Origin of the sequence: Anaerostipes butyraticus, assembly GCF_016586355.1 — a bacterium.
Lineage (GTDB): Bacteria > Bacillota > Clostridia > Lachnospirales > Lachnospiraceae > Anaerostipes > Anaerostipes butyraticus.
This window is the reverse complement of the sequence record NZ_BLYI01000006.1, coordinates 144,369-163,469: the sequence shown is the minus strand read 5'-3', so window position 1 is coordinate 163,469 and position 19,101 is coordinate 144,369. Positions and strand designations below refer to the sequence as shown.

Below are 19,101 nucleotides of genomic sequence, written 5' to 3'. Positions count from 1 at the left end.
GTAATCTATTCCTTTTTTTCTGTCAAAATTTCTTTTTCACTTTCGTCTTTAGGATTCATTACTTTTCTATACAGCGCCCATGCCGCGGCCGCTGTTACAAACTCCGCAATCCAGAAAGCATTCCAGATACTTCCGGCACCAAACAAACGGCTTAACAGAAATGCCGCCGGAAGAATGACTGCCACATACCTTAAGAAAGAAATCATAAAGGACTGAATTCCTTTTCCAAGGGCCTCAAAAGCTCCCGCGGATGTAACAGATACTGCCGAAACCACAAAACCGATACAAATTGTTCTCATGGCAGTTACTCCAATCTGAATGGTCTCCGGATTTGACGTAAACATTTTCATCAGCATTTCCGGTACAGCCAGACATAAGATCACACCTACGATCATAATTCCTATAATAATCGTCAAAGATGTCCGGAAAATCTTTCTCACCCTCTGTATTTCACCTGCTCCGTAATTATAGCTGATCAGAGGACGCATTCCCTGCACAACCCCATTGGCCGTCAGATAAAGGAAGGTCTGCAGTTTATAATAAATGCCAAGTACCACTACATAAGTCTGGGAGTATACAGCAAACATTCCATTTAAGGCGGAAATCAGCACAGACGGCAGTGCCATATTTAAGGTTGCCGGAATTCCAATGGAATATAGTCTCAGGCAAAGCTTTGCTTCCGGCTTCAGATATTTTGCAGAAATCTTTACGTTGACCGGCTTCCAGAAATAAACAGCCAGATAGATTACCAGAGTTGACAGCTGTCCAAGGCCTGTGGCAAGAGCCGCTCCTTCAATTCCCATTTCAGGGAAAGGTCCAATCCCGAAAATAAGAACCGGATCCAGGATAATGTTCAGCACACATCCGCACATAAGACTTGCCATCGTCACCATCATCTTTCCGACTGCCTGGAAAATCTTTTCAAAAGTAATCCCTGTGGTAATCACGACAGAAAAACAGAGAACGATCACAGAATAGCGCATGCCAAGATCGATCAGCTTCGGATCGGAAGTAAACATTCGCAAAAAGGCTGGCATAAAAAGCAGACCGAGACCATTCAATAAGATTCCATGGATTCCGTTCAGCAGCAGTCCCTGCGTTGCTGCCGCTCCTGCTCTTTCTTCATTTCCGCTTCCCAAAAACATGGCGATCATCGCATTGATTCCTACTCCAAATCCTACACTGATCGACGTCACCAGATTCTGCACCGGATATACCAGAGACAAAGCTGTCATTGCTTCTTCACTGATCTTTGCCACGAAAATGCTGTCCACAATGTTATATAATGAATTTACAAACATAGAAATGATCATTGGCAGTGCCATGGACATCAGCAGCGGCAAAATCGGTTTCTTTTTCATATAAGTTTGATCCATAATGTTTCTCCTCCCTTTCAAACAGAAATAAAAAGGACTATAGATTTCTGTTTATAGTCAGAAACAGAAAAATCTATAGTCCTAATCGACAATTATAAAATTAAAATGCACCAGGCGGGAGTTGAACCCGCGACCAACAGCTTCGGAGGCTGCCACTCTATCCACTGAGTTACTGGTACACAGCTATATTATAATATAATAAGATGAAACTTTTTGCAAGCATTTTTTTATATTTTCCGGCAGATATTAAAAAGCCCACCAGCCGGAGCGTGTTTCTAAGAATAATCTTTAAGTGAGCTTAGACACCTCCGATACAGGCTGCAGCCTGCACTCCTTCCGGAACTGATGCGGCAGTTTTAGTATATCACTCCTGAAATTTCTGTCAACCTTGACCCTTTTCTCCTATTTTACCATCTCCCACTGGTCTCCGTCTTTCGGCTCAAAACTTCCATCTCCGATTCCCAGAGCTGATTTTGCCAGCATGTCTGCCATATCATTGTACTTATCATTGGAATGACCTTTTACTTTTACAAATCTGATTCCAAGATTCTTCTTCTCTTCATCATAAAACGCTTTGTAAGCGCGTGTTCCCTCTTTATTTGTCTTCCATTCCCCGGTGCACCATTTTTCAATGCCCTCATAATCATAATAAATCATAAGTTTTTTATACCCCTGATCCAGAGCATATTTCATGGCGGCTTCTGCGCCTTTGATCTCCCCTGCCACATTTCTCATGGCGGCAAGATCCGGGTCTTCATATTTTCGGGCAAAATAAAGATCATCCTGCTGTTTTTGCACAATGACCATTCCGTAAGAAAAAGTCTCGTTATCTTTGCAAAAACTCCCATCTACATACGCAGTCAGCGTATCCTCATCCACTTCCATCATCTCATTTTCTCCGGGTTTTATAAACGCTTCTGCCTCTTCCATCGTTGCAAAACTTTTGTATCTGGCGCCGGAGAATCCAAGAATCTGTTTCCTGCATTCCTCCCAGGTATGATATATTCCCGGATTTCTTCCTGTTTTTACCGCATAAAATTTACTGGCCATCGTGGTTCCTCCATCGTCTTTTCTTCATTCCGTTCCTTATTCTACTGGAAACAGAAAAAAACCTCAAGCCAAAAATCATGATCTGACATGAACATCCACTGCCACGTATTCAGAATGCCCTCCGGTCCGAATGGCATATCCCCAGCCGCCGATCCCTGAGGAAACGATAACATGGCAGCTTCCATCCTGCCGGCAGCCATAATTTAATTCTGTTATCCCCAAAAGGCTCCCCAGCTGACCTGTCGGCCAGATTTGTCCTGCATGAGTATGACCTGACAGCTGCAGGTCAGCCCCCGCTGATTGATTCGCTTTCAGACCTTTCGGCTGATGATCCAGCAGAAGAATAAAAGAATCCCGGTCTGCTTTGCTTAAAAGATCGCCAATTTCTTTCCGTTCCATCGATGCGTCCGTTCTTCCTGCGACAGTCAGCCAGTCTGCGGCTTTAACCACACTGTCTTCCAATACATGAATCCCTTCTTTTTCCAATGTTTGTTTCAGCTCTTTCTGAGTATAATAAGGATGGTCTGTATAAAGATTATAATCATGATTTCCGAAAATATAATAGGCACCATATTTTGTCTTAATTCCACCCAGAAGTCTGGCAGCCGCCTGCATTTCTTTTCTTGTTGTATTTTCATCAAAAATGTCCCCGGTCAGTGCCAGCAGATCTGGATTTTCATTTTTAATCTTATCACAGTATTCTTTCAGCTTATCGGCTCCCATGGCTGTTCCCATGTGAAGATCAGAGATCTGAATCGCTCTGAAGTCTCTGGCCGCCGGTTTTTCAACCGTAAGATCATAATGTGTCCTTCTCACATCTCTCATATTGTATGCACCATAAGCAAAGACAACTGCAAGCAAAATAAAACAAACAACGCTGCTTCTGTAAATTATATCCCATGCTTTTCTGACTTTTTTTCTATGAATTCGTTTCTGTACAATCCGCCAGATGATTTCCATACCTGCAGAAAATGCCAGAAAATGAAGAAGCACAACCGCTCCCAGCCCATACAGCATCCAGCCTCTGGAAACGCAGAACAAAGTGACCGCCAGAGACAGAACTCTGGAGACCGCTGTTTTTTCCCGGATCCGCAGCAAAGTAAAAAAACGAACAACAATATGATAAAGATAAATTCCCAGAGGTCCCCAGATCAATGCCGGAAACAATAGAAACATTCCTGTCATATCCGCTCCTCCCTGCTGCTTTATTCGATCACGGTTTTTCCTGACAGAATATTTTTATAATCTTCATAATTTTTCTGCAGCAGTTCCGGGGTATTAAGTTCATACGGACATTTGGACATACATTGTCCGCAGTGGAGACAGTCTTCAATTTTCTTCATATTTTCCTGCCATTCTTTGCTCAGCCAGTTTTTAGACGGCGCTCTGCGAAGCATCAGCGACATTCTGGCACAGTTATTGATCTTAATTCCTGCCGGACACGGCATACAGTAACCACATCCCCTGCAGAACTCTCCTGTCAGTTCTTTTCTTTCTTTTTCAATAAATTTCTTTGTTTCTTCATCCATAACCGGAGGATGATCCATATAGGACAGCCACTCTTCCAGCTCTTCCATTTTCTGAATCCCCCAGATCGGCAGTACATTGTCAAACTGAGACATATAGGCAAATACTGCTTTGGAATGATTCAGGAGACCGCCCGCCAGTCCTTTCATTGCAATAAATCCCATATTATGCTCTTTGCACAGCTTCACAAGTTCCCGCTCCTTTTCGGATGACAGGTAGCTGAACGGATACTGCAGTGTTTCATAAAGACCGGACTCGACACATTCCCTGGCAACATTGAGTTTATGGGCCGTTACGCCAATATGACGGATCTTTCCTTGTTTCTTCGCCTCCAGCATATACTCATACATCCCTGTGCCGTCTCCTTCCCGATAACAGACATCCACACAATGAAACTGATATATATCAATATAATCTGTTTTTAATAACTTCAGAGAAGTCTCCAGCTGATCCCAGAAATCTTCTGGTGTTCTTGCCATGGTCTTTGTGGCGATATAAATCTTATCCCGCATTCCTTCAAAAGCATTTCCCAGCTTCTCCTCGCTGTCACTGTAGGCGCGGGCCGTGTCAAAGAAGCGCATTCCTCCCTCATATGCCCGCCGCAGGATCTTTACGGCGTCTTCCATCCCGACTCTCTGAACCGGAAGTGCTCCAAACGCATTCTGCGGTACCGTAATCCCTGTCTTTCCTAATGTCACCTGTTTCATTTAACATTCCCCCTGCTGGTTATTTTTTCTGCTGCATACTCTGCTGTCCTGCCACGAACATCGGAAGTTCCAGTCCATGTGCTTCCAGCAAATCCTGCTTTGTTAATAGTTCTTTTGTATTTCCATCCGCTATGATCCTTCCGTCTGACATTAATATCGTACGGCTGCATGTATCCCATACCATATCCAGATCATGGGATGCAATGATCTTCATTCCCGGAAGTTCTTTCAAAATCCGAATCAGATTTCTCCGGTTTTTCGGATCCAAAGCGACAGAAGGTTCATCCAGAAGAATGATTTCCGGATTCGTCGATAAAATCGTAGCAATCGATGCCAGTTTTTTCTGTCCTCCTGACAAACGGTAAATCTGCTTTTCCTGAAGATCTTTGATATGGACCATGTCCAGAGCTCTTTCCGTCCTTCTTCGAACTTCCTCCTCCGGATATCCATAATTTCTCGGCGCAAACGCCACATCTTCATAAACATTGGACATAAAAAGCTGGCTTTCAGAATCCTGAAATACATAACCCGTCTTTTCCCGGATCTGCGCCAGGTTTTTCCTTTCTGCCTCCATACCGCAGATTTTTAAACTTCCCTGATATTCCGGCAGAATTCCTACTATGATTTTCAGAAGAGTAGATTTCCCCACTCCATTGGCGCCGATGATCCCTATGGTCTCCTCTCCCTCTGCCTGAAAGCAAACATCAGAAAGCACCGGCTCATCACCGTAGGCAAAAGACAGATGACTGATCTCAATTGTCTGCATGTCACATTTCCTCCTATCATGGCACTGAAAACATTTTCCCTGTTATCTCAAATATTCGCAAAAACATCGATATAAGAGAAAAATCAGAATCCATCCGATCCCATAGACCAGACTTTGTGCCGTATTTTCTTTTTTCCGTATCAGACGAAACGTTCCGTCATATCCTCTGAGCATCATGCTTTCATAAACAATCTGGGCCCGGTCAATGCTCCGCAGAAGCAGCTGCCCTGCCAGGGATCCCCATGCTTTCCAATGGACGCCTTTCTGACCGGGAGCCCGCATTTCATAGGCCAGCATGATTCTTTCTGCCTCTTTTAGAAGAACGATCATATAACGGTAAATCAGTAAAATAACTGTGATGAATGTCTTCGGAATCTTAAGACACTGAAGAGCATAACAAATTTCCTCAATCGAAGTAGACACAATCAGAAGATAGGATTCCAGCACTGCATAAATGCCTTTTAACATCAATGTGATCATGGATATCATTCCTCCGGTAATCACAAACCCTCCAGCCTCCATCCAGACGCTGTGGTCTAAAAACGGATTTGCAATTCCCACAGCAGCAGAAACCGCCAGAATGACTTTCATCTGCCGTACCGCCCGAAAAAGCGAAAACTTTCCAAAGAAAAACAGGACAAAAAGATACAGCCCCATGACCGCAAGTCCCGGCAGGTCATATTTGTCAAAAGAGACTACAACAAAGATATAGACAAAAGCTGTCAGGAGCTTTGCCAGAGGATGGAGATTCTGCATCCATCGATCTTTTGACGCTGTTTCATCCATATGATGAATTCCATAAATTGCTTCTCTGATTTTCCCCACGGCTACTTCACTTTCTTCTTCCTTATGTTCCTTATACAGATACAGATTACAATACACAAGGCTGCCACGATCACTGCTCCCACAATTCCTGAAACCGAAGTTCCCACAGCCCCTTCTGATCCTTTAAAAGAATAATCTGGAAGAAAAGCTGTCAGTTCCTGTATTTTCTGTGCAGCCTGGTGTATGGTTCCTGAAGCAGACAATTCTGTTGTTCCTGACACTTTTTCCATGGACCATTCCAGCCCGTCTGGATTGGAAGAAGCTGCCAGGGACAGCAGACCTCCGACCGCCAGCGCAGCGCAGGCCAGTGCTCCAACCGTTCCTTTGTAAGAAAGCTTCCCTCTTTCTTTTTTCTGATACATCCAGAGCAGTTCCGGTCTCGCGTCATAAATAAAGCAGAGAACCGCTGATGTAATAAGTCCTTCCACAAGTCCAATCGCCAGATGAATTGGCTGCATGGTTCCAGCAAAAACCGCAAACGGCAGTTCTGTGATTCCTGAAGCTAACGTTTCCAGTGTGACGGAAAATGCTCCCAGCTGGAGCGTCAGGATGCACCCTAAAACAGAAGCTGCCATAATCTTTTTCTTTGACATTCCATTTTTCATGATCATCCTCCAGATGACCATTCCGCCAATAAAACATCCGTAAAATGCCATGTTCCATATATTGGCTCCCAGAGCCAGCAGACCTCCGTCTGCAAACAATAAACACTGTACCAGCAGGACTCCTATCATAGTCAAAAATCCCGCAAACGGTCCTAAAATCGCAGACAGCATCATGCCGCCGCATAAATGTCCGGAAGATCCTGTCCCCGGAATCGTAAAGTTAATCATCTGGGCCGCAAATACGAATGCCCCCATGACTCCCATAACAGGAATTTTTTTAGTATCCACCTCCAGGTGAACTTTCTTTATTGAATATGTCATTGCCGCTGCGGAACACACATACATAGTTCCCGCAACCGCCGGCGCTACCAGCGCGTCAGCCATATGCATAACTACTTTCTCCCTTCTTTCTGCTGATCGATCTGCAGATCCATGCTTCCGGAACGGAAGCCTTCCAGATCCACTGTAATATATAAATATCCCAGTTCTTTTAAATAGGAAATGATTTCCTCTTTCTGATCCACAAACCGCCTCATCTCATCACTGTCAATTTCAATCCGGATCAGATCCCCGTAAACCCGGATCCTTACGTTTCGATATCCCAGATTTCTGAGGAAAATTTCTCCCTGATCCACCTGTTTTAATTTTTCGTAAGATAATCTGGCTCCGTACGGAAACCGGGTCGCCAGGCAGGGCATGGACGGCTTTGATGAAACCTTTAATCCATATTTCCCTGCAAGAGCACGGACATCTTCTTTTGTCATCTCCGCCTCTGCCAGCGGACTTTTGATCTGAAGTTCTCTGACTGCACGGATTCCGGGCCGGTAGACATGCAGATCGTCTTCATTGGTTCCTTCAATGACAACAGATATTCCATTTTCTTGTGCCAGTTTCCGGATTTCAAGAAAAAGATGCCGTTTGCACCGGTAACACCGGTCCGGAGGATTTTCAGAAATCCCGGCGTCTCTAAGCTCGTCCATCTGAATTACATGATGAATGGCGCCCATCGCTTTCGCCTCTTCTTCTGCCGCTTCCAGTTCGCCTGCCGGGTGCAGCATTGTATGGACTGTCACTGCATGAACTCTCTTCCCTGTCTTTTTAGCTGCCTCACAGGCAAGTTTTAAAAGCAGGGCGCTGTCGACGCCCCCGGAAAACGCAACCATTACATCATCTGCCGCATATTGTTCCATCATCTGACAAAGATGCTCCTGTTTACTGTTCATATTTTCCTCTTTCTTTCCATGCCTGTACGATTTCATGATAGGCTTCCATATAAGAAATTCCGTGCTTTTCACTGATTTTCTTTACGCTCTCGTACTCCGGATACGCCCGGTCCCCGGAAGGCAGACTGCAGACTTTTACTTTTGCCGTACCGAACCATCCCTTAACTTCTGTTTCCCTGCGCGAAAGAACCGTACGTTCCATCCGGATCCGCCGGATTCCTATGGTTGTCGTCTCCTGAAAAATAATCTGTTCCAGCGGCTCTATCCTGTCCTCGTCGCAAACAACATTCAGCTGATATGCCGGACGATTTTTCTTCATATAAACAGGAAAATAATGAACATCCCTGGCGCCTGCCCGGAGCAGAGTTTCCATAAGACCTCCAAACACTTCCCCGCTGCAGTCATCAATATTAGTTTCCAGTTTCCAGATTTCATCTTTTTTTCCTGCCTCCGGTTCAATGAGCATCGCTCTTAAAATACCCGGGCAGTCATAATCCCTTTTGCCGGTTCCGATTCCTGTTTTCAAAATCTTAAATTTTTCCGGAAGGCGATCTGCCGTGCGGACAGCCGCCGCAATAGCCGCTCCGGTCGGCGTTACCAGTTCACCACGAACCCCTGTCATATGCAGGGTCAGATGATGATCTGCCGCAATATGAGTAACTGCCGGCACCGGAACCGGAATGATGCCGTGCTGGCAGCGGATCGTGCCGCTTCCTTCATATAATTCCGGAACGATCACCTCACTGATTCCCAGATCATCCAGGCAAAACGCTGCCGCACAGATATCCGCAATGGAATCCACTGCTCCCACTTCATGGAAATGCACCTGATCCACCGGTTCTCCATGGGCTTTTGCTTCTGCCTGAGCAATAATTTCAAAGATATCTGAGGCAGTCTGTCTGGCATGCTGATTCAGCCCTGACCGGGAAATAATGCCTAAAATATCCGTCAGTCCTCTGTGCGCATGATGATGTCCATGATGGTGATGCCCGTGAGGGGCATGTTCATGCGGATGCTCATGGGAATGTTCATGCGAATGGCTGTGAACATGGGCATGGCTGTGTTCCTTCTGATATTCCGGATCATGTCCATGGAGATATTCCATATCATGATCATGATTTTCATGTTCCTGATCCAGGACAACATCAAAATCACAGCCATCCAGTCCCGCCTTTTTCTTTCTGGTGATCTTTACTTCAAAACCATCCACCGGCAGACTCTCCAGCATTTCTTTTAAACCTTTTTCATCTGCTCCCAGATCCAGCAAAGCACCGACAAACATGTCTCCGCTGATTCCGCTGCAGCATTCCAGATACAGTGTCTTATTCATGTCTTACCCCCAATCTGTTAATCTGCGTTGCCATATATCCGGCTCCGTAACCATTATCAATATTCACCACTGCAATTCCATTGGCACAGGAATTGATCATCGTCAAAAGCGCCGATAATCCATGCATATTCGCACCGTATCCCACAGAAGTAGGAACTGCGATAACCGGCTTATCCACCAGACCTCCGATCACACTGGCAAGAGCTCCTTCCATTCCTGCGATCGCAATGACACAGTTGGCGCTTTGAATCGCATCCAGTCTCGCCAGCAGACGATGCAGTCCGCTGACGCCAACATCATAAATTCTTTCTACTCTGGAGCCGAAATATTCTGCCGTCTGCGCCGCTTCTTCCGCCACTGATATATCTGCAGTTCCCGCGGTACATACAGCGATCTTTCCTTCCTGTTTTTTCCCCTTTTTTTCTATTTTTATAATTCCGGAAATCTCATCATACTCTAATTCAGGATACGTCTTTTTCAGCATTTCATATTGTTCTTTGCTTGCCCGTGTTCCGAAAACTTCTCCTTCTTCCTCATACAGTTTCCCAACAATCTGGCGCAGATGTTCATCTGCCTTGCCGCTGCAGAAGATTACTTCCGCGAATCCCGAACGAATTTTTCTATGAGTATCCAGTTTGGCATACCCCAGTTCCTCAAAAGGCTGTCTCTTCAGATACCTCTGGGCTTCTTCTACAGACATTGTGCCTTCTTTTACCTTTGATAATATCTCCTGTACTTCCATCTGTAAGCCGTATACCTCCCGTACTATTCTATTCCGTCTTTTCATTGTACTTCGAATTCCCGTACATCTCAAGATTCATTCTTGCAGACTGAACTTTTTCATTGTACAATTATCTTATCACTTAAAGTTAACTCGAAGTCAAGAAAGAAAGGAGTATTATGTATTCGATAGGAGAAGTTGCAAAAAAGACGAATATTTCACCTTCTACCCTGCGCTATTATGAAAAAGAAGGTCTCCTTCCATCCGTCAGCCGTACGGACTCTGGAATCCGCAAATTCGATGATGATGATCTTGATCGTCTGTCTGTCATAGAATGTCTGAAAAAAACCGGTATGCCTATCAAAAAAATCAAACAATTTATCGACTGGTGTTCTGAAGGTGATTCCACGATCAAACTCCGCTATGAAATGTTTTTGGAACGCCGGGAAGAAACCCTGCGAAAAATTGAGGAACTGAAGCATACATTGGAAATGATTGATTACAAATGCTGGTACTATGAAACTGCTCTGAAGGCCGGAACAACAAAAATTCACGAATCGCTTCCGGACAAAGACAAACGGCAGCAGCCGCTTTCATAATTTCCGCAAAAAAACACCTCCAGGCCGCATAAAAGCCTGGAGGTGTTTTTTTCTTCCTGTTATGAGATTAAATATCACCATAAGACTATCAGTCTCTGTCATTTCCTCCGAACAGAAGGACAAGGCGCAGCAGACCCAGCAGTGCCGCTGCTGCACCTGCGACATAAGTCAGCGCTGCCGCTGACAGCACTTTCCTTGTCTGCGCAACTTCATCTCCGTACATGATTCCTGTATTTCCAAGAATCTTCAATGCTCTGGCTGAAGCGTTAAACTCAACCGGAAGTGTAACCAGCTGAAAAACAACTGCCAGAGAGAACAAAATGATTCCAAAATGAATCAGTGACTGATTCATTCCCAAAAAGATTCCTGCGATAATGAACACCCATGACAAATTGGATCCGATATTGACGATTGGCACCAAAGCTCCCCGAATCGTCAAAGGCACATATCCCTTCTGATGCTGAATTGCATGGCCGCACTCATGGGCTGCGACTCCGATTGCCGCAATAGAATCTGATCCATAGGTAGAATCAGACAGGCGCAGCACTTTATTCCTTGGGTCATAATGATCTGTCAGATTTCCTCTGACCCGCTGCACAGAAACATCATAGATTCCAGCCTGATTCAAGATTCTCTCTGCAGCCTGAGATCCTGTCAGTCCGCAGTGGCATCTCACTCTGGAATACCTGCGGAACGTAGAATTCATCTTGGAAGATGCAATCATTGTTATAACCGCTCCTATGATGATTAAAAGATACGTTCCATCAAAATAAAATCCGTATGGGTAAAACATAAATGCTCCCTTCTTTCTTCTCTGCTTGATAGCATTATAACGTTAGTATATAACGAAATCAATAGAGTTTATACTTATTTTAGAATCATTTCATTCCTTGGTATGATTTGTCACTTTTTTTCCTATTTTATCTTTTATTTTCTGATCACTTAAGCGTTTTCCAGAAATCCTTCCACCTCTTTACAGAACATTTTCGATTCTTTGTAAGCGATAAAATGATCTCCCGGGATAATGGACAGCCAGGCATTCGGAATGCTTTTCGCGATCAGTTCCGTATGCTTTTGTTTGATCATATCCTGCTTTCCTGCAATCACCAGTACAGGCATGCAGAGACTGCGAAGCTGATCCGGATCTATATTAGGATCATGGACCATTAGTCCCACTATCTCTGCATTTTTCTTTGCTCTCTGACTGATTTTTGAACAGATTCTGGCCATTCGATATCCGATTTCAATCGGAATCTGCACAGACGGCTTGACGCCTTCCGCATTCAGGTTCGCTCCATTTAGAATCAGCCTGAGTACTCTTTCCGGATACTGAAGGGCAAAAATCAGGGCAATATTGCCTCCGTCTGAAAATCCCAGAAGATTTGCTTTCTCAATTTTCTGCTGATCCATAAATTCTCTGAGATCTTCTGCAAACTGCCGAATTGTAAATGGGGCCTCCCCTCTCGGAGACTTTCCGTGTCCACGGGTGTCGACTGCAATCACCCGGTACCGGGAAGCAAAATGCTTCATCACATCTGCAAAATGACTCCCATCCTCTCCGTTTCCATGGAGCAGGATCAATGGTTCTCCGCTTCCTGCCTCTCTATAATAAAGCTGCACGAAGTTCCTCTCCTGATTTTGGACTTAAATAAGCCGGCGCGATATCAAATACAGTCTTGCAGCCTGTCTGTCCTTCCTGAGCCATCTTATAAGCTGCCCTTGCGTAAGCAATAAGAACACTGGATGTAAATTCCGGATTAGAATCTAATTTCAGACGATATTCGATCAAATGATGATTCTCTCCTTCCCATCCGGTTCTTCCACTTCGAAGAACAAATCCTCCATGCGGAATCTTACTATGATCTCTCTTTAACTCTTCTTCACTGATAAAATGAACAGTTGTGTCGTAATCTGAAAAATAGTTTGGCATATTCTTGATCTGTGCTTCTACTGCATCGGCATCTGCTCCCTCTTCCAGCACAACAAAGCATTCCCTCGTATGCTTTTCTCTCGTTGTAAGTTCCGGATCTTCTCCATTTCTTACCGCTTCCAAAGCAGTTTCCACCGGAATGGTATACTGTCTGCCGTCTCTGACTCCTTCTACCCTTCGGATTGCGTCAGAATGCCCCTGGCTGACTCCTTTCCCCCAGAATGTATAATCTTTCCCTTCCGGAAGAATGGCATTGGCATACATGCGGTTTAAAGAAAACATTCCCGGATCCCAGCCTACAGAAATGATTCCTACCTTTCCTGCCTTTTTGGCTGCTTCGTCTACATTGGCAAAATGTTCCGGAATTCTTGCATGAGTATCGAAGCTGTCCACCACATTAAACATTGCGGCATATCTCGGTGTCTGCTCCGGCAGATCTGTAGCGCTTCCTCCACATAAGATCATAACATCAATCTTATCCTTCCATTGTTCTGCCTCTGATACATGGCACACCTGCGCGGATTTCGTCAGGATCGCAACATCCTCAGGGTTTCTTCTTGTAAAAACAACCGCCAGTTCCATATCCGGATTCTGCCTGACTGCGCATTCCACCCCTCGGCCTAAATTTCCATATCCTAATATTCCAATTTTTATTTTCATACTTATCTCCTTTTTTCAACAGTATAATTTCCAGCAAATGCCAGTATACCATCATTCTTCATATCATTCAATGAATTCTTTTCTTTCTTGAAATCCCTTTTATGCAAGTGTATAATTTCAGACAGTAATTAGAAACGAGGAAATCACTATGTCATTTACAGGTATCTTTAAAGCGAAGGACGGAATTGTCGCCATTGCCGATTCCAAAGGGTCTATTGAAGAAAACGGGAAATATGTAGAAGATCCTGAGAGAAAACCTCAAAAACTTTTTCCTTTTCCCAACGGCGTTGCCGTTACATACGGAGCGAATCAGATTAAAACGCTCAATCCCAACCGTCTTTTTCCGGAAAAAGTAAATATTGAAGATTTTGTCTTTGAGCATCTCCGGTCCCGGCAGACACTGGACGCTGATTTTTTCCAAACCCTTCTGATCAAAATGTCTTCTGATGCTTCCAATCAAGAGCCGGTTAATTTTATTATTGGAAGGAAAATCCGTGCCGGAGAATACACTTTGGAACGTCACCAGATCGGATATCATTATTATGCACAAAGACTGGCTCTCGATACAGATCACTATTATACCGGTGGAGAAGAACTGTATCAAAGGGCATTCTCCAAAATTGATTTTATCTCTCATATTACATCTGCGGATATTCTTCAGAAATTTGCCGCTTCCAAACTGGATGAACTGATTCAGTTTTACGATAAGATCCTGTCTTATAATCCTGTCGGCGGAATTATCAGATCTTATATTCTGAAATAATCTATATCCCCCGGTCCATAGTCTGTCCGTATGGAACATTTTCTTTCACAGGAAAATTCCTGTGAAAGAAAAAAATCAGATGTTTTCACACACCTGATTTTTTTCATAAAATAATTTTTATCTCTATCCTTTACAAAAAACGATTGAGATTCTCATTTGTTATGGATTACATTTACTGCACGGATCCAGTCCACGCTGTACCGCTTCTGATTTTGTGATCACAATATCACTTTGCCTTAAGTACTGACATCCTGCAGAATGATACTTATCTCCCGTTTTTGTAATATGTACACTATACGAATCTGACGAATCCGTCACGTCTGAGTCATCACTATGATTAGAACTATAAGAAGAAACGGCCGCAGATGGCGCTTCCGATGATGCTGTATCATAAGAAGCTGCGCTTTTCTTTTCCTCTTTTTGATTCTGTTTCTCATTCAGCTCATTATATTTTTCTTCTAATTCGTCATATTCTTCCGATAAATCATAATAATCTGATTCATAATCTGCTTTTTGTGACAAAGTACTGCTGTATTCTTCTCTCAGACTATCGTATTCTTCTTCTTTACTTTTTAAATCAGCCTTCAGCTCTTTCACCTGCTGCTGCTGATTGCCGGCTTTCTGCAGCTGGACTATATTTCCATAAGCAGAAAATACCAGTAAAGATAATACCACTGCCATGACAGCACGATATTTTGTCTTAAAAAACTTTTTCACTTATGTATCCCCTGTTTTTCATACTTTTTCATACTGATATCAATATCTTATTACTCTTCCCAGTTATGATATACTTCCTGGACGTCGTCATCATCATCCAGCAGATCCAGGGTTTTCTGGAGATTTTTGATATCTTCAGGATCTGTAAGCTGTACCGTTGTTCCCGGAATCATGGTCACATTCGCATCTGCCATTGCGATTCCTTCTTTTTCCAGCGCCTCACGCACCTGGCTGAAATCTTCCGGAGCTGTAAGAACTTCAAAACTGTCCTCTTCTTCTACAAAATCTTCTGCTCCGGCATCCAGTGCCATCATCATCAGATCATCTGCGTCCATTTCACATTCTTCTTTATCAATGATGATCTGACCCTTTTTCTCAAACATGTAGGAAACACATCCTGGCGTTCCAACATTTCCGTTTCCCTTTGTAAATGCGCTTCTTACATTGGAAGCAGTACGGTTTTTATTGTCCGTCAAAGTATCTACGATGATCGCAACTCCGCTTGGCCCATATCCTTCATATGTAATCTGTTCATAATTAACGGAATCCGCATCACCGGCTGCCTTTTTAATTCCTCTCTCGATGGTATCGTTTGGCATATTGTTTGCTTTCGCTTTTGCGATTACGTCTCGCAGTTTGCTGTTATTGTCCGGATCCGCTCCTCCTTCTTTTACCGCTACCGCGATCTCACGACCGATGACGGTAAAGATCTTTCCTTTCTTTGCGTCATTTTTCTCTTTTTTATGTTTGATGTTCGCAAATTTACTGTGTCCTGACATTTTTATCTTCCTTTCTGTTTCTATTTTCCATTCTAAATTTCATGTCTTAAACTGGAAATAATATACCATTTTCAGGTCAAAAGGTCAATGTTCCTGTTTCCTTCTATGTATCAAGGCTTAAACTGATTCGTAAAGCCCGGTCTACTCTCTGAATCAAAGAACAATTTAAATGACATACCTTTTCCCGAAGACGGCTCTTATCAATGGTTCGTATCTGTTCCAGCAAAATCACAGAATCTTTTTCCAGCTCACATTTTCTGCAGTCCAGAGGAACATGAGTTGGCAGTTTTGCTTTGTTCATCTTGCTTGTGATTGCCGCGCAGATTACCGTAGGACTATAACGGTTGCCTGCATCGTTCTGCAGAATGATAACAGGGCGTATTCCGCCTTGTTCAGATCCGATCACAGGCCTTAAATCCGCATAAAATATATCTCCTCGCTTAATTACCATAAGCCTTCTCACTCTCCATTTCTTTCTTTCATTTATTTTATGAAGAGTATCTCCGATTCTTTCAAAAGTATTCAAAGAAGGCTTTTATTTTTCCAGATATTCCACTGCTTTCTTCATTTTTCCATGCTGCATATAGACTCTTGGCACTCTTTTGCTGATGCCGCAGACAAATTCATAGTTAAAGGAGCCTGCCTCGCTGGCGACTTCTTCCACGGAAATACGCTGATCGCCATCCTGTCCTACCAGAGTTACCTCATCCATGGTCTCCACACCGTCGATATCGGTCACATCAACCATAAACTGATCCATACAGATTCTTCCAATGATCGGCGCATACTGTCCGCGGATCAGAACTTTTCCCTTAGAGGAAAGAGCCCTCGGATATCCGTCTGCATATCCTACCGGTATCGTTGCGATTTTGGTATTTCTTTTCGTTACAAACGTATGATTGTAGCTGACTCCTTCTCCCGGTCCAACTTCTTTGATATATACGATATGAGTCTTTAACGACATAGCCGGCTTCAGATCCAGCACTTCTTTTGATACTTCCTCGGAAGGGTACAGTCCATACGTAATGATGCCGGAGCGAACCATATCCATTCTCCAGCCGTCCATATCAATGATCGCCGCGCTGTTGGAAACATGTTTTACCGGTATGTGGATTCCTTCTTCTTCCAGCCATCCGACAAATTTATCGTATTCTTCTTTCTGCTTTTTCGCTGATGTTTTGTCCGCTTCATCTGCACAGGCAAAGTGTGTGAAAATTCCTTCGATGATAATATGAGGGAGCCCTGCAATCCTTTTTACAATCTCAAGGGATTCCCTTGTCGGCTTAAAACCAATGCGGTTCATTCCCGTATCCAGCTTAATATGGATTTTTGCGTCTTTTCCAAGAGCAGACGCAATCCTTGATAAAGATTCCGCCATTTCATAACAAAATACTGTTGGCTGAATCTCGTATTGAATCAGAGAACTGTACTGGTATTCTGAAGTATACCCCAAAATTACGATAGGCTGGGTAATTCCATTATTTCTCAGAGTGATTCCTTCCTCAATGATTGCAACCGCGAACGCGTCCACGCCAATCTCATTTAAAGCCTTGGCTATGGGAACCGCCCCATGTCCGTATCCATCTGCCTTGATCACCGGCATGACTTTCACACCCGGCCCGATTACCCGCTTTACCTCTTTTATGTTATGACAGATCGCATCCAGATCAATGACTGCATTCACCCGGTAATATTGATTCATTTTTTCCTCCTGTGACGTCTTTTATATGATGTAAAATATCTGACGCAATCATACTGTACGGCCCTTTTTCTCTCATGGCAGCGTCTCCTGCCAGTCCATGAAGATATACTCCGCGGACTGCGGCGTCATAAAGATCACATCCGGTTCCCGCCAGTCCTGTGATCATCCCTGCCAGAACATCTCCGCTTCCGCCAGATGCCATACCATGATTGCCACTCTGATTAATATACAACTTATCCCGATTCTTCGCAACTATCGTTGCCGCATCTTTCAAAACAGCAATGGCATGATAGCGGCTGGCAATTTCTTCTGCCGCCTGGCAGATATCCGCTTTTACCTCATCTATTTCTTTGGAAAGAAGTCTCGCCCCTTCCATAAGATGCGGCGTCATGATAACGCCATATGGATAATCGATTTCCATCTGGTATCTGCTGATCGTGTTCAATCCATCTGCATCCAGGATCAGAGGTTTGGTTCCATGTTTTAAGACATATTCCAGCATTTCTTTTGTCTCATCCCCTGCTCCAAGGCCAGGACCAAACAAAATACAGTCACACCAGTCCAGAGATTTTTCCAGGTCCCCGCGTTCTCCAAACAAGATTTCCGGAAGACGGCTCTGAAGAATCGGCCGGTTTGACGCATCTGACAAAATCTTTACAAGTCCCGCGCCCATACGCAGCGCCGCCTCGCCGGCAAATGCCGCCGCGCCGGACATGGTTTCATTTCCTGTGATCATCAGAATCTTTCCGTAAGTGCCCTTGTTAGAATAAGAAAGCCTTGGCGGCATCAGGCCCTCCGGTTCTTCCAGCGTAAACCCTGACGCATATTTTTCTATGGTCTGATCATGGAATCCTATCTTCTCCAAAGTAACCTTTCCGCAGTACTCTCTTCCCGGATACAAAAGATGCCCTCTCTTATAGCCTCCAAACGTTACAGTTTCCACGGCCTTTACAGCACATCCCATCACCTTTCCTGTATTTCCGCTGATACCGGAAGGAATATCAACAGCGATGACCGGTCTTTCTGATTGGTTGATCCTTTCGATGACATCCCGGTAAACGCCTCCGACTTCCCGTGAAAGTCCTACTCCAAAAATTCCTTCCACCAAAAGATCATAATTCTTAAAATCAGGATCTTCTGCCGGTTCATATCCAAGATTTTGAAGGATCTGCATCTGAAGTTTCAAATCTTCAGATGCTTTTTCCAGATTCCCCACGACCATATAATCTGTCCGGTTATCTTCTTCCAGGAGAATCCTGGCTGCCGCCAGCGCGTCTCCCCCATTGTTCCCGATTCCCGCAATCACAAGAATCCTGCCGTTCTCTCTGACATGCCGCATGGCACAGTCTGCCACAGCCTTTGATGCTCTTTCCATCAGAACCAGTCCGGGAATTCCAATCTGATGAATTGTTTCATAGTCTGTATCCTGCATTTCCTGATTCTTTAATACATATTTCATAGACATTCTCCTATTACAAAAGCCTGGGCGTATTTCTTCGTATCGGTAATGGACACATGGATCCGGTCCATATGAAGAGTCTCTGCCAGACGCAGGGCTCTTCCCGTCAGCCTGACATAAGGCGCGCCCTTTTCATTTCTAAGCACCTCAATCTCATAAGGTTCTGCACCGAAAAAGCCGGTTCCAAACGCTTTGGAAACGGCCTCTTTTACCGCAAATGTACCGGCCAGAACATCTGCCCGGTCTTTTGCGTGCGCTAATTCATTTTTCGTAAATATTCGCTCCAACCCTCTGTGGCGGTCCATCATATCCCGCATTCTCCGGATCTCCACAAGATCTGTTCCGATTCCTACGATCATACT

Annotated in this window: 21 protein-coding genes and 1 tRNA gene; 2 read left to right on the top strand and 20 right to left on the bottom strand. The window is 44.2% G+C overall.

The annotated features are described in order from the left end of the window. Positions 1–5 precede the first annotated feature (5 nt). From JMF81_RS01750 to larB, 11 genes are all read right to left on the bottom strand, one after another. Positions 6–1,376 carry an MATE family efflux transporter gene (locus tag JMF81_RS01750; protein WP_201309743.1) on the bottom strand — a complete coding sequence of 457 codons (1,371 nt, stop codon included), beginning with the start codon at positions 1,374–1,376 and terminating at the stop codon, positions 6–8. Positions 1,377–1,482: 106 nt separating this feature from the next. Further along, positions 1,483–1,555: transfer RNA gene (locus JMF81_RS01745), tRNA-Arg, on the bottom strand. A gap of 223 nt (positions 1,556–1,778) precedes the next feature. Next, positions 1,779–2,426, bottom strand: a complete 648-nt coding sequence (locus tag JMF81_RS01740) for a ribonuclease H1 domain-containing protein (RefSeq protein WP_201309742.1) — start codon at positions 2,424–2,426, stop codon at positions 1,779–1,781. A gap of 75 nt (positions 2,427–2,501) precedes the next feature. Continuing rightward, the gene (locus JMF81_RS01735) at positions 2,502–3,611 is read right to left on the bottom strand and encodes a metallophosphoesterase (RefSeq protein ID WP_201309741.1); all 1,110 of its coding nucleotides are present in this window, start codon (positions 3,609–3,611) and stop codon (positions 2,502–2,504) included. Between the two features lie 20 nt (positions 3,612–3,631). Next, the gene (locus tag JMF81_RS01730) at positions 3,632–4,660 is read right to left on the bottom strand and encodes an aldo/keto reductase (RefSeq protein ID WP_201309740.1); all 1,029 of its coding nucleotides are present in this window, start codon (positions 4,658–4,660) and stop codon (positions 3,632–3,634) included. A gap of 19 nt (positions 4,661–4,679) precedes the next feature. Continuing rightward, positions 4,680–5,426 (bottom strand): energy-coupling factor ABC transporter ATP-binding protein, encoded by a 747-nt coding sequence (locus JMF81_RS01725; protein ID WP_201309739.1) that lies wholly within the window; start codon positions 5,424–5,426, stop codon positions 4,680–4,682. A gap of 42 nt (positions 5,427–5,468) precedes the next feature. Then, positions 5,469–6,308, bottom strand: a complete 840-nt coding sequence (gene cbiQ / locus JMF81_RS01720; RefSeq protein ID WP_243282509.1) for a cobalt ECF transporter T component CbiQ — start codon at positions 6,306–6,308, stop codon at positions 5,469–5,471. Continuing rightward, positions 6,254–7,246 carry an energy-coupling factor ABC transporter permease gene (locus JMF81_RS01715; protein WP_201309738.1) on the bottom strand — a complete coding sequence of 331 codons (993 nt, stop codon included), beginning with the start codon at positions 7,244–7,246 and terminating at the stop codon, positions 6,254–6,256. Before JMF81_RS01715 ends, cbiQ begins: the two co-directional genes overlap by 55 nt. 2 nt (positions 7,247–7,248) lie before the next feature. Then, positions 7,249–8,079, bottom strand: coding sequence for an ATP-dependent sacrificial sulfur transferase LarE (gene larE / locus JMF81_RS01710; protein WP_201309737.1), 831 nt, complete (start codon positions 8,077–8,079; stop codon positions 7,249–7,251). Then, positions 8,069–9,409: a nickel pincer cofactor biosynthesis protein LarC gene (larC, locus tag JMF81_RS01705; RefSeq protein ID WP_201309736.1), complete on the bottom strand. Its 1,341-nt coding sequence runs from the start codon at positions 9,407–9,409 to the stop codon at positions 8,069–8,071. Before larC ends, larE begins: the two co-directional genes overlap by 11 nt. Then, on the bottom strand, positions 9,402–10,151 hold the full coding sequence (gene larB / locus JMF81_RS01700; RefSeq protein WP_201309735.1) for a nickel pincer cofactor biosynthesis protein LarB: 750 nt from the start codon (positions 10,149–10,151) through the stop codon (positions 9,402–9,404). The genes larC and larB overlap by 8 nt, the downstream gene beginning before the upstream one ends. A 158-nt stretch (positions 10,152–10,309) precedes the next feature. Here larB and JMF81_RS01695 point away from each other — a divergent pair, with 158 nt between their 5' ends. Beyond that, positions 10,310–10,729: a MerR family transcriptional regulator gene (locus JMF81_RS01695; RefSeq protein ID WP_243282508.1), complete on the top strand. Its 420-nt coding sequence runs from the start codon at positions 10,310–10,312 to the stop codon at positions 10,727–10,729. 88 nt (positions 10,730–10,817) lie between these two features. Here the strand turns inward: JMF81_RS01695 and JMF81_RS01690 are convergent, their stop codons facing one another. The 3 genes from JMF81_RS01690 to JMF81_RS01680 all read right to left on the bottom strand — a co-directional run bounded on the left by JMF81_RS01690 (position 10,818) and on the right by JMF81_RS01680 (position 13,319). Further along, positions 10,818–11,522, bottom strand: a complete 705-nt coding sequence (locus JMF81_RS01690) for a zinc metallopeptidase (RefSeq protein ID WP_201309734.1) — start codon at positions 11,520–11,522, stop codon at positions 10,818–10,820. 149 nt (positions 11,523–11,671) lie between these two features. Further along, on the bottom strand, positions 11,672–12,349 hold the full coding sequence (locus JMF81_RS01685) for an alpha/beta fold hydrolase (RefSeq protein WP_201309733.1): 678 nt from the start codon (positions 12,347–12,349) through the stop codon (positions 11,672–11,674). Beyond that, positions 12,333–13,319, bottom strand: a complete 987-nt coding sequence (locus tag JMF81_RS01680; protein WP_201309732.1) for a diaminopimelate dehydrogenase — start codon at positions 13,317–13,319, stop codon at positions 12,333–12,335. The genes JMF81_RS01685 and JMF81_RS01680 overlap by 17 nt, the downstream gene beginning before the upstream one ends. A gap of 148 nt (positions 13,320–13,467) precedes the next feature. Between JMF81_RS01680 and JMF81_RS01675 the strand changes: the two genes are divergently transcribed. Continuing rightward, a complete protein-coding gene (locus JMF81_RS01675; RefSeq protein ID WP_201309731.1) occupies positions 13,468–14,082 on the top strand; it encodes a hypothetical protein in 615 nt (204 codons plus the stop codon). A gap of 159 nt (positions 14,083–14,241) precedes the next feature. On the opposite strand, the gene JMF81_RS01670 is transcribed toward JMF81_RS01675, so the two are convergent. The 6 genes from JMF81_RS01670 to acpS form a co-directional block, all read right to left on the bottom strand. Next, a complete protein-coding gene (locus JMF81_RS01670; protein ID WP_201309730.1) occupies positions 14,242–14,799 on the bottom strand; it encodes a hypothetical protein in 558 nt (185 codons plus the stop codon). A 50-nt stretch (positions 14,800–14,849) separates the two neighbouring features. After that, complete coding sequence (locus JMF81_RS01665; RefSeq protein ID WP_201309729.1) at positions 14,850–15,578, bottom strand: YebC/PmpR family DNA-binding transcriptional regulator; 729 nt, start codon at positions 15,576–15,578, stop codon at positions 14,850–14,852. Between the two features lie 103 nt (positions 15,579–15,681). Beyond that, complete coding sequence (locus tag JMF81_RS01660; RefSeq protein WP_201309728.1) at positions 15,682–16,029, bottom strand: type II toxin-antitoxin system PemK/MazF family toxin; 348 nt, start codon at positions 16,027–16,029, stop codon at positions 15,682–15,684. An 84-nt stretch (positions 16,030–16,113) separates the two neighbouring features. Further along, positions 16,114–17,280: an alanine racemase gene (alr, locus tag JMF81_RS01655; protein WP_201309727.1), complete on the bottom strand. Its 1,167-nt coding sequence runs from the start codon at positions 17,278–17,280 to the stop codon at positions 16,114–16,116. Continuing rightward, positions 17,246–18,739: an NAD(P)H-hydrate dehydratase gene (locus tag JMF81_RS01650; protein WP_201309726.1), complete on the bottom strand. Its 1,494-nt coding sequence runs from the start codon at positions 18,737–18,739 to the stop codon at positions 17,246–17,248. Before JMF81_RS01650 ends, alr begins: the two co-directional genes overlap by 35 nt. Beyond that, positions 18,736–19,098: a holo-ACP synthase gene (gene acpS / locus JMF81_RS01645; RefSeq protein ID WP_201309725.1), complete on the bottom strand. Its 363-nt coding sequence runs from the start codon at positions 19,096–19,098 to the stop codon at positions 18,736–18,738. The genes JMF81_RS01650 and acpS overlap by 4 nt, the downstream gene beginning before the upstream one ends. Between the last annotated feature and the right edge of the window lie 3 nt (positions 19,099–19,101).

Coding starts and splice junctions, on each gene's coding strand:
- JMF81_RS01675 (WP_201309731.1), top strand. CDS start 13,468: ATGTCATTTACAGGTATCTTTAAAGCGAAGGACGGAATTGTCGCCATT.
- JMF81_RS01695 (WP_243282508.1), top strand. CDS start 10,310: ATGTATTCGATAGGAGAAGTTGCAAAAAAGACGAATATTTCACCTTCT.
- JMF81_RS01715 (WP_201309738.1), bottom strand. CDS start 7,246: ATGCATATGGCTGACGCGCTGGTAGCGCCGGCGGTTGCGGGAACTATG.
- acpS (WP_201309725.1), bottom strand. CDS start 19,098: ATGATCGTAGGAATCGGAACAGATCTTGTGGAGATCCGGAGAATGCGG.
- JMF81_RS01740 (WP_201309742.1), bottom strand. CDS start 2,426: ATGGCCAGTAAATTTTATGCGGTAAAAACAGGAAGAAATCCGGGAATA.
- JMF81_RS01680 (WP_201309732.1), bottom strand. CDS start 13,319: ATGAAAATAAAAATTGGAATATTAGGATATGGAAATTTAGGCCGAGGG.
- JMF81_RS01690 (WP_201309734.1), bottom strand. CDS start 11,522: ATGTTTTACCCATACGGATTTTATTTTGATGGAACGTATCTTTTAATC.
- JMF81_RS01725 (WP_201309739.1), bottom strand. CDS start 5,426: ATGCAGACAATTGAGATCAGTCATCTGTCTTTTGCCTACGGTGATGAG.
- larB (WP_201309735.1), bottom strand. CDS start 10,151: ATGGAAGTACAGGAGATATTATCAAAGGTAAAAGAAGGCACAATGTCT.
- larC (WP_201309736.1), bottom strand. CDS start 9,409: ATGAATAAGACACTGTATCTGGAATGCTGCAGCGGAATCAGCGGAGAC.
- JMF81_RS01660 (WP_201309728.1), bottom strand. CDS start 16,029: ATGGTAATTAAGCGAGGAGATATATTTTATGCGGATTTAAGGCCTGTG.
- larE (WP_201309737.1), bottom strand. CDS start 8,079: ATGAACAGTAAACAGGAGCATCTTTGTCAGATGATGGAACAATATGCG.
- JMF81_RS01730 (WP_201309740.1), bottom strand. CDS start 4,660: ATGAAACAGGTGACATTAGGAAAGACAGGGATTACGGTACCGCAGAAT.
- JMF81_RS01750 (WP_201309743.1), bottom strand. CDS start 1,376: ATGGATCAAACTTATATGAAAAAGAAACCGATTTTGCCGCTGCTGATG.
- alr (WP_201309727.1), bottom strand. CDS start 17,280: ATGAATCAATATTACCGGGTGAATGCAGTCATTGATCTGGATGCGATC.
- JMF81_RS01665 (WP_201309729.1), bottom strand. CDS start 15,578: ATGTCAGGACACAGTAAATTTGCGAACATCAAACATAAAAAAGAGAAA.
- JMF81_RS01735 (WP_201309741.1), bottom strand. CDS start 3,611: ATGACAGGAATGTTTCTATTGTTTCCGGCATTGATCTGGGGACCTCTG.
- JMF81_RS01650 (WP_201309726.1), bottom strand. CDS start 18,739: ATGAAATATGTATTAAAGAATCAGGAAATGCAGGATACAGACTATGAA.